Source organism: Pseudomonas oplopanacis, from assembly GCF_057128725.1.
On record NZ_JBSKHV010000002.1, the window covers coordinates 608347 to 624304 of the forward strand.

The following is a 15958-nucleotide window of genomic DNA, read 5'->3' on the forward strand; positions in this document are numbered from 1 at the left end:
CATGGATATGCGCAAGAGCGGTCTGGTCAGCAGCAGCGACTCCGGTTCCTATTCGGACTTGAATCGCCTGAACCAGCTCAAGGTGGGCGACAAGAACAGCGACGGCAACATGCGCAAGGTAGCGCAGGAGTTCGAATCGCTGTTCCTCGGTGAGATGCTCAAGTCCATGCGTTCGGCCACCGAAGCGCTGGGCAAGGACAATCCGCTCAATACGCCGGCGGCCAAGCAGTACCAGGAAATGTACGACCAGCAGTTGGCCATTTCCATGTCCCGCGAAGGCGGTGGTATTGGTCTGGCAGACGTGCTGATGCGGCAGATGTCGAAGAACAAACCGCTGGCGCCGGGCGAGGCGGCAGCGATGTCCGCGGCCAAGCAGGAAGCGGCGAAAGCCGCCGTGCCGACGCCAATCGCGGCAGGCACTGTGGCCACTGATGGTCCGCTGTCGCGGCTCAATGGTCAGCGTCCGTTGTGGGCTTCGCGTTCAGTGAAAGCGCCGGCAGGCGAGGGCACGCATCGCAATGACATGGAGCTGATCAACCAGCGCCGTCTGGCCTTGCCGCCGAAACTGGCGGATCGCTTGCTCGCCGGTCTGGTACCTTCAGCCACGACAACTGCGGCAGCGGCGCCGAGCAAAACCCTGTTGCCTGAACGCGCCACGACGACGGCCACCACCGGTGCTGGCCCGCTGTTCAACGGCGATTGGCTGGCCTCGCAAACGGACAACAAGTTCAGCGGGCAGATGCAGATTTACGGCCGTGCGATGGCGCAGATTCCTCTCGCGCCACCGAAGAAAGCCTTCAGCTCCGCCGACGAATTCGTCAACACCATGCTGCCGATGGCCAAGGAAGCCGCCGAGCGCATTGGCGTCGATCCGCGTTATCTGGTGGCCCAGGCTGCACTGGAAACCGGTTGGGGTAAATCGGTCATGCGCGCCCAGGATGGCAGCAGTAGCCACAACCTGTTCGGCATCAAGGCCGGCACCAGTTGGAAGGGTGATTCGGCGCGAGCCATCACCAGCGAATTCCGCAATGGCGAGATGGTCAAGGAGACGGCTGAGTTCCGTTCCTACGACTCGTACAAAGACAGCTTCCATGACCTCGTGACTTTGCTGCAAACCAATAATCGCTATCAAGATGTTGTGAAGTCGGCCGATAACCCAGAACAGTTTGTACGCGAGTTGCAGAAAGCCGGGTATGCAACCGACCCGGATTACGCAAGCAAGATCTCGCAGATAGCCAAGCAGATGACGAGTTACCAAAACTACGCTGCGGCGGGCGCTTCCACCACGCCTCTATAGGCACAAGGCATAAGGTCTGAACCATGAGTTTGCTCAATATCGGGATGTCGGGTCTGGCCGCTGGCCAATCCTCGTTGATGACTACCGGCAATAACATTGCCAACGCCGACACCGCCGGTTATTCACGCCAGCAAACCGTGCAGGGCACCAAAGCCTCGAATCAGTTCGGCAACGTCTACATCGGCAGCGGCACGACCCTGGCCGATGTACGTCGCGTCTACAACAGCTACCTCGATGCGCAATTGCAGACCACCACTTCGCTCAATAGCGATGCGGCGGCCTATGCCGGACAGATCAGCCCGCTCGACGCCTTGCTGTCGGACAGCGGCACCGGCCTCAACGGCGCGCTGACCAAGTTCTTCGCCTCGGTGCAGAACGTCAACGCCAAGCCGGGTGACGATGCGTCCCGTCAGTTGCTGCTCAGCGATGCCCAGGCCTTGAGCAACCGTTTCAACTCAGTGTCCGCCCAGTTGACCGCGCAGAACGCGAACATCAACGGCAACCTGACGAACATGGCCGATCAGGTCAACAAACTCGCCGCCACCGTGGCGCAGTTGAACCAGAAAATTTCCGAAGTTTCCAAGTCCGGCGGCATGCCGAACGAGCTGCTCGACGCGCGCAACGAAACCGTGCGTCAGCTCTCCACATTCACCGGTGCGCAAGTTATCGAGCGCGACGGCAACCTTGATGTGTACCTGGGCAGCGGCCAGCCGCTGGTCATGGGCGGCACCGCCAGCACCCTGCAAATGGTGCCGAGCCAGGCTGATCCATCGCGCATGGGCATTCAGCTCAACCGTGGTTCGAGCACCGTCGACATCACGTCGGTGATGACCGGTGGCGAAATGGGCGGTCTGCTGCGCTATCGCAGCACCGTGCTGGACCCGGCCATGAACGAACTGGGCCGCGTGGCCCTGGTTGTTGCCGACCAGATGAACAGCCTTCAAGCCCAGGGCATCGACAAGAACGGTGCGTTCGGTTCGAACCTGTTCAACAGCATCAACAGCGCTGCGCAGATGGCCGACCGCAGCGTGGCCACTGTCGGCAACAGCGTCGGTTCCGGCGACTTCGATGTGAGCATCGAGGACAGCGGCAAACTGACCATCAACGATTACAAAGTCACTTTCACCAGCGCCACCAACTACACCGTGCAGCGCCTGCCGGAAGGTACCGCGATGGGCGCTTTCAGCACGCTGACCACGCCGCCGCCGGTGATTGACGGTTTCTCGTTGAAGCTCAGCGGTGGTGGGGCCGCGGCCGGTGACACGTTCAAGATCACGCCGACCCGCAACGCGGCGACGAACATCAAGACCGAGATGACCGACTCCAAGCGTCTGGCCATCGCGGCACCGCTGAGCGCGGCGATTGCGCCGGGCGGCAGCGGCACCCTGACTATTTCGTCCAGCGGCCAGCCAACCCTGACCACGCAGTTCGACATCTACGACACGGCCACGACCGCCCTCATTCAGAGCGGCATGAACACTTCCATGCCGGTCAAAGTGGTGTTCGGTGCCGCAGCGGCCGACGGCTCCAGCCAGCCTTACCAGTTGCTCGACGCCAAAGGCGTGCAGATCAGCACCGGCACCATCAAGCCGAATCAGAACAACACCCTGAGCCTGACCGTGCCTCTGAAGGACGGCACGGGTGCGCCGATCATGGACCCGGGCCCGCCCGCCGTGCAGCGTACCGTCAGCTTCGACATGACCGTGGCCGGTTCGCCGGGCACGGGCACTGCGATCGATATCAACATCGCGCAGCCAGGCACCCTGGACAACCGTAACGGCACCGCACTGGCCGGCTTGCAGACCAAGCAGGTAGTGGACACCGGTACCGCCAGCAAGGGTATTTCCCTGACCGACGCCTACGGCAAACTGGTTGAAGGTGTCGGCGCCAAGGCGGCCCAGGGCAAGCTCGACAGCGCGGCGACCGGCGCCATTCTGGACAACGCCAAGAATGCCCGCGATTCGCTGTCCGGTGTCGACCTCGATGAGGAAACCGGCAACCTGGTCAAATACCAGCAGTACTACACCGCCTCTTCGCAGATCATCAAGGCTGCGCAAGAAATCTTCAGCACACTGATCAACAGTCTTTAAGGAGTCGTAGCCCATGCGCATTTCTACCGCCCAGTTTTACGAGTCCTCTGCTGCCAACTATCAGAAGAACTTCTCCAACGTGGTCAAGAGCAGCGAAGAGGCGAGCAGCCTGGTTCGCGTCAACACCGCGGCCGATGATCCGGTCGGTGCCTCGCGCCTGCTGCAATTGGGTCAACAGGCCTCGATGCTTGATCAGTACAAAGCCAACACCAACACCCTCAAGGCGACCCTGGGCCAGACCGAGTCGGTCATGACCAGCATCACCAACGTGCTGCAGCGCGCCCAGGAACTGGCCATCGGTGCCGGCAACGCCGGTTACACCGACGCCGACCGTCAAGCCAACGCTTCGGAACTGGGCGAGATCGAAGGTCAGTTGCTGAGCCTGATGAACAGCAAGGACGAGAACGGCAAGTACATCTTCGCCGGTTCAAAGGGCGACACCGTCCCGTTCACGCAAAACGCCGACGGCACCTACAGCTACAACGGTGACCAGGTAACGCTCGACCTGGCAGTCGGCGACACCATGTCGATGGCCACCAACAGCACCGGTTGGGAAGTGTTCCAGCAGGCGATCAACACCAGCCGCAGCCAGGTCACCATGACCGCACCGGCGGTGGATGACGGTCGCGTGGTCCTGTCCAATGGTCAGGTGTCGTCGAACGTGACCTACAACAACAAGTTCCGCGCAGGCGAGCCGTACACCGTCGATTTCGTCAGCGGCACCCAGCTGAAAATTACCGATTCGGGCGGCAACGACGTGACCGCCGAAGCGAGCCAGGGCGGTGCGTTCGACCCGACGACCAAAGCCGGCCAGACCGTGTCGTTCCGTGGTGTCGACCTGAACCTGAACATCAACCTGGCGGCCGGTGATACCGCTGCCACTGTGTTGCCGGGCCACACCTTTACCCTGGCGGCCAAGCCTGACACCTTCACGGCGACCCGCAGCCCGGGCAACCCGACAGCGACTCAGGTCACCGCCAGCAACATCACCAACCCGGCGAATTACCACGCCAGTTTCCCGACCGGTTCGGCGGTGATGAAGTTCACCAGCGCCACCGCGTTCGACCTGTATGCCGCACCGTTGACGCCTAACAGCCAGCCTGTGTCTTCCGGCACTGTGGTTGCCGGCGTCGCTACTGCCTCGGGCGTGAGCTTCACCCTGGCCGGCACGCCGGGTGCGGGCGATCAGTTCAGCGTGGCTGTGAATACTCACGAAACCCAGAACATTCTGGACACCGTGAACCAGCTGAAAACCGCACTGAACACGCCAATCAACGGCAACCCGATCGCGATCCAGAAGTTTCAGGCAGCACTGGCCTCCGGCATCGGCAACCTGGCGAGCGGCAGCGATCAGTTGTCTACCTCGCTGAGTTCGGTGGGCGGTCGCGGCTCAGCGCTCGACACCCAGAGCGAAACCAACCAGAGCCTGGTCCTGGCCAACACCCAGACCCAGTCGGCGATCCGCGATTCCGATCCAGCCGAAGTGATGACCCGCCTGACCTTGCAGCAAACCATGTTGCAAGCGTCGCAACTGGCCTTCAGCAAGATTGCTCAACTGGGCTTGTTCAACAAGATCTGAGTCTGTGTCTGTCGAGCTACCAACCGTCTTTTCCTAAGCGGTTACGCAGTCTCTGCCTGAAAGGGCAGAGGCGCGCCGCTCGAGAGTTCTGTCGTGAATCAACGCCCTCTAGTCAGCATCGTCATCCCCGCCTTCAACCCGCGCTTCTTCAGTCAGGCGCTGGAAAGTTCGCTCGCTCAAAGCTATGAGAACGTTGAAATCGTCATCTGTGACGATTCGTCCTCCGACGAGATCCAGAAGATCGTCAAGGCGTTTGCCGACCCTGCACACCCTGTTCGTTACCTGCGCAACCCCAAGCGCCTGGGTTTGCAAAAGAACGTGCTGCGTTGTGTCAAGGAGGCGCGAGGCGAGTTCATCAAAGTGCTGTGCGATGACGACCGGCTGTTCACGCCGAGCATCGAGTTGCAAGCCCAGGCGCTGATCGACTTTCCCGAGGTCACCCTCGTGTGCGGTTTGCGCATGATGAGCGATGCCAATAATTTCATCCTGCCGCCACGCATTGATAACTGCCGCTTTTCGCCTCTTGATGCAGTGCTCAAGGGCGACGACATGTTGGAGATTTTCGAGAACACGCCGAAGAACTTCATCGGCAATTTCAGCTCGACCCTGATGCGCCGTGCCGATGTGCTGGAGCTGTTGCCGGCGCTGACCCAGGAAGGCACGGGTTTTGTCGCGACGCTCGATTTCGCCTTGTTCGTGTGCCTGCTGCGCCGCGGCAACATGGCAGTGCTGAACACCGTGCTGAGCACTGAGCGCCTGTACCCGGAACGCCTGAGCAAGACCACGGAAATGACCCGTGCCGCCGTGCAGGAATGGGAATGGCTGATGCAAATGCTGACTTCGCGCGGAGGCGAATCGGCCCCTGCGTCAGGTTGGGTGCGCTGCGTCGAACTGAGCAAGGCGCTCGAAGAACCGCGCCAGTGGGAAGAGTTGTGCGTGGTGCGCGTGCTGGGCAGTCGCAACACCGTGGTCAACGGCCGAGTGGGCGGGAACAGCGACAGCTATGCCGAGTTCTATCGCGAGTGGCTGGCGAGCCGCCAATTCACTCCGGCGGAAACCCGGCACATGCCGGAAACGATAAGCCGTTGGGCCGTGCGTGCGAACCTGGTGCCGATCATCATCGACACCGAGTCTGACAGCGTCGCCCTGAACGCCACGCTGGCCAGCCTTGGCACGCAACTGTATGCGCCGCAAGCGGTGGTGGTGCTGTCCAACGCGAACTGCGATGGCGCCGATAACGTGCTGCAATTGCCGCTTGAGGATAATTGGGCACGCCAGCTCAATGGCGTGATTCCGCAACTGGAAGGCGCACATTGGTTCTACCTGCTGCGCGCGGGCGACACCTTGCGCGAGTCGTCGTTGCTGGTGTTGGCCGAGCGCATTGCCGGTACGCCGGGCATGCTCTGCGCCTACAGCGATGAAGGCGCATTGGTGGAGGGTGAGTCCGCCGAGCCGGTGTTCAAGCCAGGCTTCAACCTCGACCTCATGCGTTCCTACCCATACGTCGGGCGCACCTTGGCGTTCGAGCGTCAGCGCTTTTTGGCAGTGGGCGGATTTGATTCGGCTCACGGCGAATTGGCCCCGCACGATTTGCTCTGGCGCCTGGCGGAAGAAGCCGGGTTGCACACCATCGAGCACATTGCCGAGATTCAGGTGGAGTCGGCGCAGACCTATGCCGATTGGCTGTCGTTGCCTGAGGTGATCGAGGGCAGCGAAGCCGTCGTCAGTGCGCACCTGGACCGCATCGGTCTCGAACACCAGATTCGCAACGGCGATTTGCCGCTGCTCAAGCGTATCGATTACCTGCACGCGCACCGGCCGGTGGTTTCGATCATCATTGCCGCAGGCGCTTCGCTGGGCGCTTTGCAGCGCTGCACCGAAAGCCTGATCGAGCAGACCTCGTACACCGAGTACGAAATCCTGATTGTCGATGAAGGACGCGGTGATGCGGCGATGGCCGAGTGGCTGGGCGCGATGTCTCAGCTGGGCGCCGCGATGCTGCGCGTGCTGCGTTATGACGGGCGTGCCGGCGAGGCGGCTTTGGTCAACTTCGCTGCCAGCCAGGCGCGGGGCGAGTACCTGTTGACGCTCAGCCCGCGTAGCGTGATTTACGCGGGCGACTGGCTCGCCGAAATGCTCAATCATGCGCAGCGCCCGGAAGTCGGCGTGGTCGGCGCGCGGTTGCTCAATTCCAGTGGCGCGATTGTCTCCGCCGGTTTGATTATGGGGTTGGCCGGGCCTGCCACGTCGGCGTTTCTCGGCGAGCATGCCAGTGCGCGAGGCTACATGCAGCGTCTGCAAGTGGCGCAGAACTGGAGTGCGGTCAGCAGTGATTGCCTGATGGTGCGCAAGGAAGTATTCGACAGCCTCGGGCAGCTGGATGAGGCTGAATTCAACCTTGGGCTCAGTGGTGTTGACCTGTGCCTGAAGGCAGATAAAAACGGTTACCTGATCGTCTGGACACCGTTTGCCACGGTGATGATGGGCGAAGACGCGGCGCCAGCCCTGACGCAGGTCGATGTTAAGGCGCAGGTGGCCGAGCAGGAAAGTTTCTACCTGAAGTGGCTACCGAAAATCTCCCGTGATCCGGCGTACAGCCCGTCGCTGACCCTCGGTGTGACGAGCTTCAGTCTGGAGCCTTCGCTGCGTCACAACTGGAATCCGTTCTGCCATCGCGACCTGCCGCTGATTCTCGGTTTGCCGGTCAACGAATCGGCGATCGGGCACTACCGCGTGACCGCGCCGCTGGCGGAGCTTGAGGCGGCGGGGCGGGTCATTTCGCGGGTGGCCTACGAGTCGCCGTCGACGGTGGAAATCGAGCGTCTGTCGCCGGACACCATTATTTTGCAGGGGCGCTACAGCGAGGGCTCGGCGGCCGACATTCTGCGGATGAAGAAGTACTCCAATGCGCTGCGGATTTTCGAGCTGGATGACTACATTGTCAGCACACCGAAAAAGAACAGCCACGCGCGCAACAAGCCGGCGAACACGGAGCAGATGTTGCGTGAGGGGATTGGTTTGTGTGATCGCGTGGTGGTGACCACGCAGGCGCTGGCCGATGTGTTGTCGAGCATGCACAGCGAGATTCGTGTGGTGCCGAACATGTTGCCGCCGGAGCCGTGGGCGACGTTGACCAGTCAGCGCCGCACTTCGAAAAAGCCGCGGGTTGGTTGGGGTGGCGGTACGAGTCATACCGGTGACCTGGAGATCATTGCCGATGTGGTTCGTGAGTTGGCCAATGAGGTGGATTGGGTGTTCTTTGGCATGTGTCCGGATGCTTTGCGTCCGTACATTCATGAGTTCCATGGCACCATCGATCTGCAGAGCTATCCGTATAAGTTGGCGAGTTTGAATCTTGATTTGGCGTTGGCGCCGTTGGAGTTTCATATCTTCAACGACTGCAAGAGCAATTTGCGGTTGCTGGAGTATGGGGCTTGTGGGTATCCGGTGATTTGCACGGATACCCAAGCGTATGACGGGTTTCTGCCTTGCACGAAGATTCTGAGCAATAGCACTGAGGAGTGGTTGCAGGCGATTCGCATGCACCTGGCGGATCCGGATGCGAGTTATCGCATGGGGGATCAGTTGCGTGAGGCGGTGCATCGGGATTTCATGTTGCGCGGGGATAATCTTCAGCACTGGTTGTGGGGGTGGTTGCCGGACTGATTTTTTTTTCGGTCTGTGTGTATATCCGTTTCTTTTGTGATGGCTGCTGGCGGTTTCGCTCTTACAGCGAGTCACTTTGGAAAAGCCCCAAAGTAACCAAAGGGCTCTTGCCCCTTTCGTTCGGTGCCTCGCCTAGGCTCGGCATGCCCTCGCTCCGGTCCTGCTCCGTGGGCCCGCCGCCATCGGCCATCCATGGCCGGGGGCGGCTAACCCGGCATCCATGCCGGGTTGCCCACTGCGCAGAACCTCCACTCGGCCTCTCGAGGGGGCGGTGCCTCAACATCAAAAGCTGCAGGCGAGCTAACGCTCGGCCTGTTGAGTGGTGAGAAGCAACGGCTGTACGCCAATCTATTGTAGGAGCCTGGCTTGCCAGCGATGGCGGCTTGCCAGTCAACCAATCTCTTATGGATGCACCCAGTCCAACTGTGGGAGCGAGCCTGCTCGCGAAGCTGTTGATCTTGCCGTTGCCGTTGCCGTTGCTTCGGCTTTTGACTTTGATCTTGATCTGTTGCCCCTTTCCCAGAGGCCGAACGCAGGCGTTGCGTAGGGGGCACCGCGGCAAGGATGCCGCGGTAGCCGCCCCCGGCCATGGATGGCCGATGGCGGCGGGCCCCCGGAGCAATGCCGGAGTGAGGGCATGCCGAGCCTAAGCGAGGCACCGAATGGAGGGGCAAAGCCTTTTGCTTACTTTTCGGCGTCTGGAAAAGTGAGTCGCTGTAAGAGCGAAACCGCCAGCAGCCATTACCGCAACAATGGATATGTACCCAAACCCAAACCCAAACCCAAACCCAAACCCAAACCCAACCGCCAAAACCCCATCAGTCGCCCACCCCAAGCAATTGGCTCACTTCCTGCAAGTCCCCCACATATCGCCATAAATCCTTCACCTCAACAGGCGTGAAGGCCCCAGTGGCTGCGGGCTAATGATGTGCATCTGACGGTTCGCCAACCCTGACGGGGCTGGCCAAACCGCGCGAAGAGCAAGAGGACAGCGATGAAGGCAGTAATTCTGGCGGGTGGTCTCGGTACGCGGATCAGCGAAGAGTCGCACCTCAAGCCCAAGCCAATGATCGAAATCGGCGGCAAGCCAATTCTTTGGCACATCATGAAACAGTACTCCGCCCACGGCATTCACGACTTCGTGATCTGCCTTGGCTACAAGGGCTACGCGATCAAGGACTTCTTCGCCAACTACTTCCTGCACACCTCCGACGTCACGTTCGACATGTCCAACAACCGCATGGACGTTCACCAGAACTACAGCGAACCGTGGCGCGTGACCCTGATCGACACCGGCGAAGACACCATGACCGGTGGCCGCCTGCGTCGCGCCGCCCGTTACCTGGAAGGCGAACAAGCGTTCTGCTTCACCTACGGCGACGGCGTCTCGGACCTGAACATCGGCGCGTTGGTGGACTTCCACCTGACCCACGGCAAACTCGCGACCGTGACCGCCGTGCAGCCACCGGGACGCTACGGCGCTCTGGAACGCGACGGTGACAGCGTCAAAGGCTTCATCGAGAAACCACGCGGTGACGGCGGCTGGATCAATGGCGGCTTCTTCGTACTGTCGCCCAAAGTCCTGCCCTACATTGCTGACGACCAAACCTCCTGGGAAGCCGAGCCATTGGCCGCGCTGGCCAATGAGCAGCAGTTGCAAGCGTTCCAGCACGACGGTTTCTGGCACCCGATGGACACCCTGCGTGACAAAAACCACCTTGAGCAGCTGTGGCTGAGCGGGGAGGCCCCATGGAAGCAATGGGACTGAGCCAGGAGTTCTGGCGCGGTAAGCGGGTTCTGCTGACCGGCCATACCGGCTTCAAGGGCAGTTGGCTGACGTTGTGGCTGCAAAGCCTCGGTGCCGAGGTCAGCGGTTTTTCGCTCGACCCGTCCACCGAACCGAGCCTGTTTGAACTGGCGCGCGTGCACGAAGGCATCAACGATCAGCGCGGCGATTTGCGTGACCTCGGGGCATTGCTGGAGCTGATCGCCGAGACCCAACCGGAAATCGTCCTGCACCTGGCGGCCCAGCCGCTGGTGCGCGAAGGCTATCGCGACCCGCTGGGCACTTACTCCAGCAACGTCATGGGCACCCTCAATCTGCTCGAAGCGATCCGCCAGGTCGGCGGTGTGCGCGCCTGTGTGCTGGTGACCACCGACAAGGTCTACGCCAATCAGGAATGGCTGTGGCCATACCGCGAAAACGAAGCCCTCGGTGGCCACGATCCGTACAGCAGCAGCAAAGCCTGCTGCGAGTTGCTGGCGCAGTCTTACGCGGCGTCGTTCTTCCCGGCTGAAAAGTACGCCGAGCACGGTCTGGCCCTGGCCACCGCCCGCGCCGGCAACGTGCTGGGTGGCGGTGATTTTGCACCTGAGCGGTTGATTCCAGATGTGCTCAAGGCCTGGTCCGCCGACGAACCGGTGACCTTGCGCTACCCGCAAGCCGTGCGCCCATGGCAACACGCGCTGGAACCGCTGGCCGGTTACCTGCAACTGGCGGCAGGTCTCTATGAACAAGGCCCCGAGTTTGCCGGTGCGTGGAACTTCGGCCCGAGTGAAGCGGACATGTGCAGCGTCGGCGAAGTCGTCGAATTGCTTGCCAGCCGCTGGCCGCAAGCCCGCGGCTTGCGCATCGAACCGAGTGAGTTGCATGAAGCCGGCCTGTTGCGCCTGGACAGCAGCCGCGCCCGTCAACTGTTGGCCTGGCAGCCGCGCTGGTCGTTGCAGCAGTGCCTGACCCAGACGCTGGACTGGCACCTGGCCTGGCAAAACGGCGACGACATGCGCGCCATCACTTTGGGCCAGTTGAACCTGTACCGAGGCGCGCTGTGAGCGAGTTTTCGTTAATGCCGTTGCCGCTGGCCGGTTTGTTCAGCGTGCAGCACAAACGTTTCGAGGATGAGCGCGGGCACTTCGCGCGCCTGTTCTGTGAAGGCAGCCTGAGCGCCTTCGGCGAACCGTTTCATATCCGTCAGATCAACCATTCCTGCACCCGTGAGCGGGGCAGTGTGCGTGGGCTGCATTATCAAAATGCGAGCGCGCCGGAAGCCAAATTGATCACCTGCCTGCGCGGCGAAGTCTGGGATGTGGCGGTGGATTTGCGCCCCGATTCCGCGACCTTCCTGCACTGGCACGCCGAGCACCTGTGTGCCGGCGATGGACGCAGCCTGCTGATCCCGGCCGGGTTCGCCCATGGCTTCCAGACCCTGACCGACGATGCCGAATTGCTCTACCTGCACAGCGCGGACTACACGCCGGTGCACGAGGGTGGTTTGAGCGTGAACGATCCACGGCTGGCGATTGCCTGGCCGTTGCCTGTCAATAATCTGTCGGCACGGGATTCCAGCCATCCCTTGCTTGATGACCACTTCGCTGGAGTGCGTGTATGAATTGCCGTGGTTGCGGGACTTCCCTGGCCTTGCCGCTGATCGACCTCGGCACCTCGCCGCCGTCCAACGCGTATGTGCGCGCCGATCAACTTGAGCAAGCCGAGCAATGGGTGCCGCTCAAGGTGGCGGTGTGTCAGCAATGCTGGCTGGTGCAGACCGAGGATTACACCAGCGCCGACAGCCTGTTCGACGCTGAATACGCCTACTTCAGTTCGTTCTCCAGCACCTGGTTGGCCCATGCCGAAACGTATGTGGCCCAGATGGCCGAGCGCTTCGGCCTGACGGCAGACAGCCGCGTGGTGGAAATCGCGGCCAACGACGGTTACCTGTTGCAGTACGTCGCCGGGCGCGGCATTCCGTGCCTGGGCGTCGAGCCGACGCGCAGCACCGCACAAGCGGCGCGAGACAAAGGCCTGGAGATTCGTGAGCTGTTCTTTGGTCGCGACACCGCGGCGCAATTGGTCAGCGAAGGCTGGTCCGCCGACCTGATGGCCGCCAATAACGTGTTGGCCCACGTGCCGGACATCAACGATTTCCTTGGTGGTTTTGCGACCTTGCTCAAACCGAGCGGCGTGGCGACGTTCGAGTTCCCGCAATTGCTGACGCTGATGGCCGGCCAGCAGTTCGACACGCTGTATCACGAGCACTATTCCTACCTGTCGCTGACCGCTGTTCAGGCATTGTGCGAGCGCAACGGTTTGCAGGTGTTCGACGTCGCTCAGTTGCCGACCCACGGTGGCTCGCTGCGGGTTTTCGTCCAGCGTGCCGACGGTGTGCGTCGCGATGTGCAAGCTTCGGTAGCTCAGCAACTGCAGGCCGAACTCGCCGCCGGGGTGAAAACTGCCGAGTACTACGCGACCCTCGCACCCGCCGCCGAACGCATCAAGCACGAACTGCTGCGCTTCCTGTTGCAGGCCAAGGCCGATGGCAAGCGCGTGGTCGGTTACGGCGCCGCAGCCAAGGGCAACACGTTGCTCAATTACGCCGGGGTCAAACCGGACTTGCTGGCGTGGGTGGCCGATGCCAACCCGCACAAGCAGGGCAAGTATTTGCCGGGCAGTCGCATTCCGATTGTCTCGCCGGCACAGATCGATCTGGAAAAACCCGATTACGTGCTGGTGCTGCCGTGGAACCTGCTGACCGAAGTCAGTCAGCAATTGGCTCAGGTGCGTCAGTGGGATGGCCGCTTCGTGATCGCCGTGCCTGAGTTGACCGTGCTGTGAAAGTGCTAGTGACCGGCGCCACCGGGTTTGTCGGCCGTCATCTGGTCGCAGCCTTGCTCGCCCGTGGCTGCGAAGTCCGCGCCGTGGCGCGCAATGCCGAGACTGCCGCGACATTGCCGTGGATCAATGCCGTGGAATTCATCGCGGCGGATATTCACGCCGACGATCTGAACATCCCCGCATTGACCGATGGCATCGACGCGTTGGTGCATCTGGCCTGGCCAGGGCTGCCGAACTATCGGGCGCTGTTTCACTTCGAGCATAACTTGATGGCCGATTACCGGTTCATCAAGGGCGCGGTCGAGGCGGGCGTCTCGCACGTGTTGGTCACCGGCACCTGTTTCGAATATGGCATGCAAAGCGGCCCGCTCAGTGAGCACACCGCGCCGCTGCCGAGCAACCCGTACGGGTTGGCGAAAAATACCCTGCGCCTGTTTCTGCAAAACCTGCAGCAGGTTCAACCGTTCACCCTGCAATGGGTGCGGCTGTTTTACCTGCACGGCGAGGGGCAAAACCCGAACAGTTTGCTCGCCGCGCTGGACCGCGCCATCGACGCGGGCGATGACAGTTTCAACATGTCGGCCGGTGAGCAATTGCGTGATTACCTGGCGATTGAAACCGCGGCCGGTTACCTCGCGGCCATCGTGCAACAGCGTGAATTCGATGGCGTGATCAATTGCGCCAGCGGCCAGCCGGTTTCGGTGCGGGCGCTGGTCGAGCAGCGACTGCGCGCGCGCGGCGCGACGATCCAATTGAACCTCGGTCACTACCCATACCCGACCCACGAACCGATGGCGTTCTGGGGCGTGACGGACCGTTTGCAACAGCTACTGGGAGCATCGCATGAGGCATGAGTTGTATCGGGTCGCCGACCTGCCGGTGTTGCAAAACCGCACCTTTGCCGACCCCGAGTCTGCCAGGGCTTCGGCGTCTGCCGATATGGTCCTGGTGCAGGATGAAAAGAGCGGGTTGATCTTCAACCAGGCCTTCGATGCCAACAGGCTCAGCTACGACGCCGACTACCAGAACGAGCAGGCGCATTCGGGCCAGTTCCAGAAGCACCTGGGTGATGTCGAGCGCATCATTGCTCGCCACTTCAAGGGCCGGGAACTGATCGAAGTCGGCTGCGGCAAAGGCTACTTTCTCGAATTGCTCAAAGGCCTGGGTTACGCCATCACCGGCATCGACCCGGCCTACGAAGGCGACAACGCCGACGTGATCAAGGCACCGTTCACCCGTGGCCTCGGCCTGGCGGCGGACGCCATCGTGCTGCGCCACGTGCTGGAACACATTCAGGACCCGGTGAGTTTTCTCGCCGAGATCGCCGACGCCAATCAGGGCGGGCAGATCTACATCGAAGTGCCGTGCTTCGACTGGATCCTCGAACACAAAGCCTGGTTCGACCTGTTCTACGAGCACGTCAATTATTTCCGCCTCGATGACCTGCGCCGGATGTTCGGCACTGTGCACGAGGCCGGCCACCTGTTCGGCGGCCAATACCTGTACATCGTTGCCGACCTGGCGACCTTGCGCCTGACCCCGGAACAACCGGTGCCACGCCTGGACCTGCCGCAAGGTTTCACCGCGAGTCTTGCGCGCGCGGTGCAGATTATCCAGGAGGCGCCCGAGCACGGTTCAGCGATCTGGGGTGCATCGTCCAAAGGCGTGATCTATTCGCTGTTCCTGCAAAGGGCGGGTGTGGCAGTGGATCGCGTGGTGGACATCAACCCGGCGAAGCAGGGTCGTTATCTGCCCCTGAGCGGCGTGCGTGTTTCCTCACCACAAGAGGTCATGGACGCGCTGCCCGAAGGCGCCAACCTATTTGTAATGAATTCCAACTACCTCGAAGAAATCAAGCGGATGACCGATGGACGCTACGTCTATCACGCCGTCGACAGCGCTTCGTTCCAGTGACTATTGAGATTAGAAAAATGACTGACAACACCATCAATAAAGCCTTCGAAGCCGAGTGCGCAGAACAAATCGCCGCTCAGGGCGATGACCAGAAACTCACCGGCCTGGCCCAGGATTTCTTCAATCAGTCGGCCAAGCACAAGTACAGCTACCACTTCTCGTGGATGGGCCGTCCGATCATCCAGCTGCCGCAAGACATGATGGCGATGCAGGAAATCATCTGGCAGGTCAAACCGGACCTGGTGATTGAGTGCGGCATCGCCCACGGCGGTTCGATCATCTACTACGCCTCCTTGCTGGAGCTGCAAGGCCATGGTGAAGTGCTGGGCATCGACCTCGACATTCGCCCGCACAACCGCGAAGCCATCGAAAGCCACCCGATGAGCAAGCGCATCAAGATGATCGAAGGCTCGAGCATCGACGAGGCCATCGCCGCACAAGTACGCGCTGCCGCCGAAGGCAAGAAAGTCATCCTCGTACTCGACTCCAACCACACCCACGATCACGTACTGGAAGAGCTGCGCCTGTACGCACCACTGGTGTCGGTGGGCAGCTACTGCGTGGTCATGGACACCGTGGTTGAAGACATGCCGGCCGATTTTTTCCCGGACCGTCCATGGGGCCCGGGCGACAACCCGAAGACCGCCGTGTGGAAATACCTGGAAGAAAACGCTGACTTCGAAATCGACCGTCAGTTGCAGAACAAGCTGCTGATCACCGTGGCGCCGGATGGCTATCTGCGTCGCGTTCGTTAATCACTCTTGAATTGAATGTAGGTTCTCGGCTTCTGGCCGGTTGTG

At 61.1% G+C, this 15958-nt stretch carries 11 protein-coding genes; all 11 read left to right on the forward strand.

The features are described from left to right. Position 1 precedes the first annotated feature (1 nt). The 11 genes from flgJ (at position 2) to ACWKV5_RS07215 (ending at position 15913) form a co-directional block, all read left to right on the forward strand. The gene (gene flgJ / locus ACWKV5_RS07165) at positions 2-1297 is read left to right on the forward strand and encodes a flagellar assembly peptidoglycan hydrolase FlgJ (protein ID WP_483840734.1); all 1296 of its coding nucleotides are present in this window, start codon (positions 2-4) and stop codon (positions 1295-1297) included. Between the two features lie 23 nt (positions 1298-1320). Next, a complete protein-coding gene (flgK, locus tag ACWKV5_RS07170) occupies positions 1321-3387 on the forward strand; it encodes a flagellar hook-associated protein FlgK (protein ID WP_483840735.1) in 2067 nt (688 codons plus the stop codon). Between the two features lie 13 nt (positions 3388-3400). After that, the gene (locus ACWKV5_RS07175; protein WP_483840736.1) at positions 3401-4966 is read left to right on the forward strand and encodes a flagellar hook-associated protein 3; all 1566 of its coding nucleotides are present in this window, start codon (positions 3401-3403) and stop codon (positions 4964-4966) included. 93 nt (positions 4967-5059) lie between these two features. Continuing rightward, the gene (locus ACWKV5_RS07180) at positions 5060-8632 is read left to right on the forward strand and encodes a glycosyltransferase (RefSeq protein WP_483840737.1); all 3573 of its coding nucleotides are present in this window, start codon (positions 5060-5062) and stop codon (positions 8630-8632) included. 994 nt (positions 8633-9626) lie between these two features. Beyond that, positions 9627-10400: a glucose-1-phosphate cytidylyltransferase gene (gene rfbF, locus ACWKV5_RS07185; protein WP_123434018.1), complete on the forward strand. Its 774-nt coding sequence runs from the start codon at positions 9627-9629 to the stop codon at positions 10398-10400. After that, the gene (gene rfbG / locus ACWKV5_RS07190) at positions 10382-11464 is read left to right on the forward strand and encodes a CDP-glucose 4,6-dehydratase (RefSeq protein WP_483840738.1); all 1083 of its coding nucleotides are present in this window, start codon (positions 10382-10384) and stop codon (positions 11462-11464) included. The genes rfbF and rfbG overlap by 19 nt, the downstream gene beginning before the upstream one ends. After that, a complete protein-coding gene (locus ACWKV5_RS07195; protein WP_483840739.1) occupies positions 11461-12021 on the forward strand; it encodes a dTDP-4-dehydrorhamnose 3,5-epimerase family protein in 561 nt (186 codons plus the stop codon). Before rfbG ends, ACWKV5_RS07195 begins: the two co-directional genes overlap by 4 nt. Then, complete coding sequence (locus ACWKV5_RS07200; protein WP_483840740.1) at positions 12018-13244, forward strand: methyltransferase domain-containing protein; 1227 nt, start codon at positions 12018-12020, stop codon at positions 13242-13244. The genes ACWKV5_RS07195 and ACWKV5_RS07200 overlap by 4 nt, the downstream gene beginning before the upstream one ends. Continuing rightward, a complete protein-coding gene (locus tag ACWKV5_RS07205; protein ID WP_483840741.1) occupies positions 13241-14098 on the forward strand; it encodes an NAD-dependent epimerase/dehydratase family protein in 858 nt (285 codons plus the stop codon). Before ACWKV5_RS07200 ends, ACWKV5_RS07205 begins: the two co-directional genes overlap by 4 nt. Next, positions 14088-15158 (forward strand): class I SAM-dependent methyltransferase, encoded by a 1071-nt coding sequence (locus ACWKV5_RS07210; RefSeq protein WP_483840742.1) that lies wholly within the window; start codon positions 14088-14090, stop codon positions 15156-15158. Before ACWKV5_RS07205 ends, ACWKV5_RS07210 begins: the two co-directional genes overlap by 11 nt. 17 nt (positions 15159-15175) lie before the next feature. Further along, positions 15176-15913 carry a cephalosporin hydroxylase family protein gene (locus tag ACWKV5_RS07215; RefSeq protein WP_483840743.1) on the forward strand — a complete coding sequence of 246 codons (738 nt, stop codon included), beginning with the start codon at positions 15176-15178 and terminating at the stop codon, positions 15911-15913. Positions 15914-15958 lie beyond the last annotated feature (45 nt).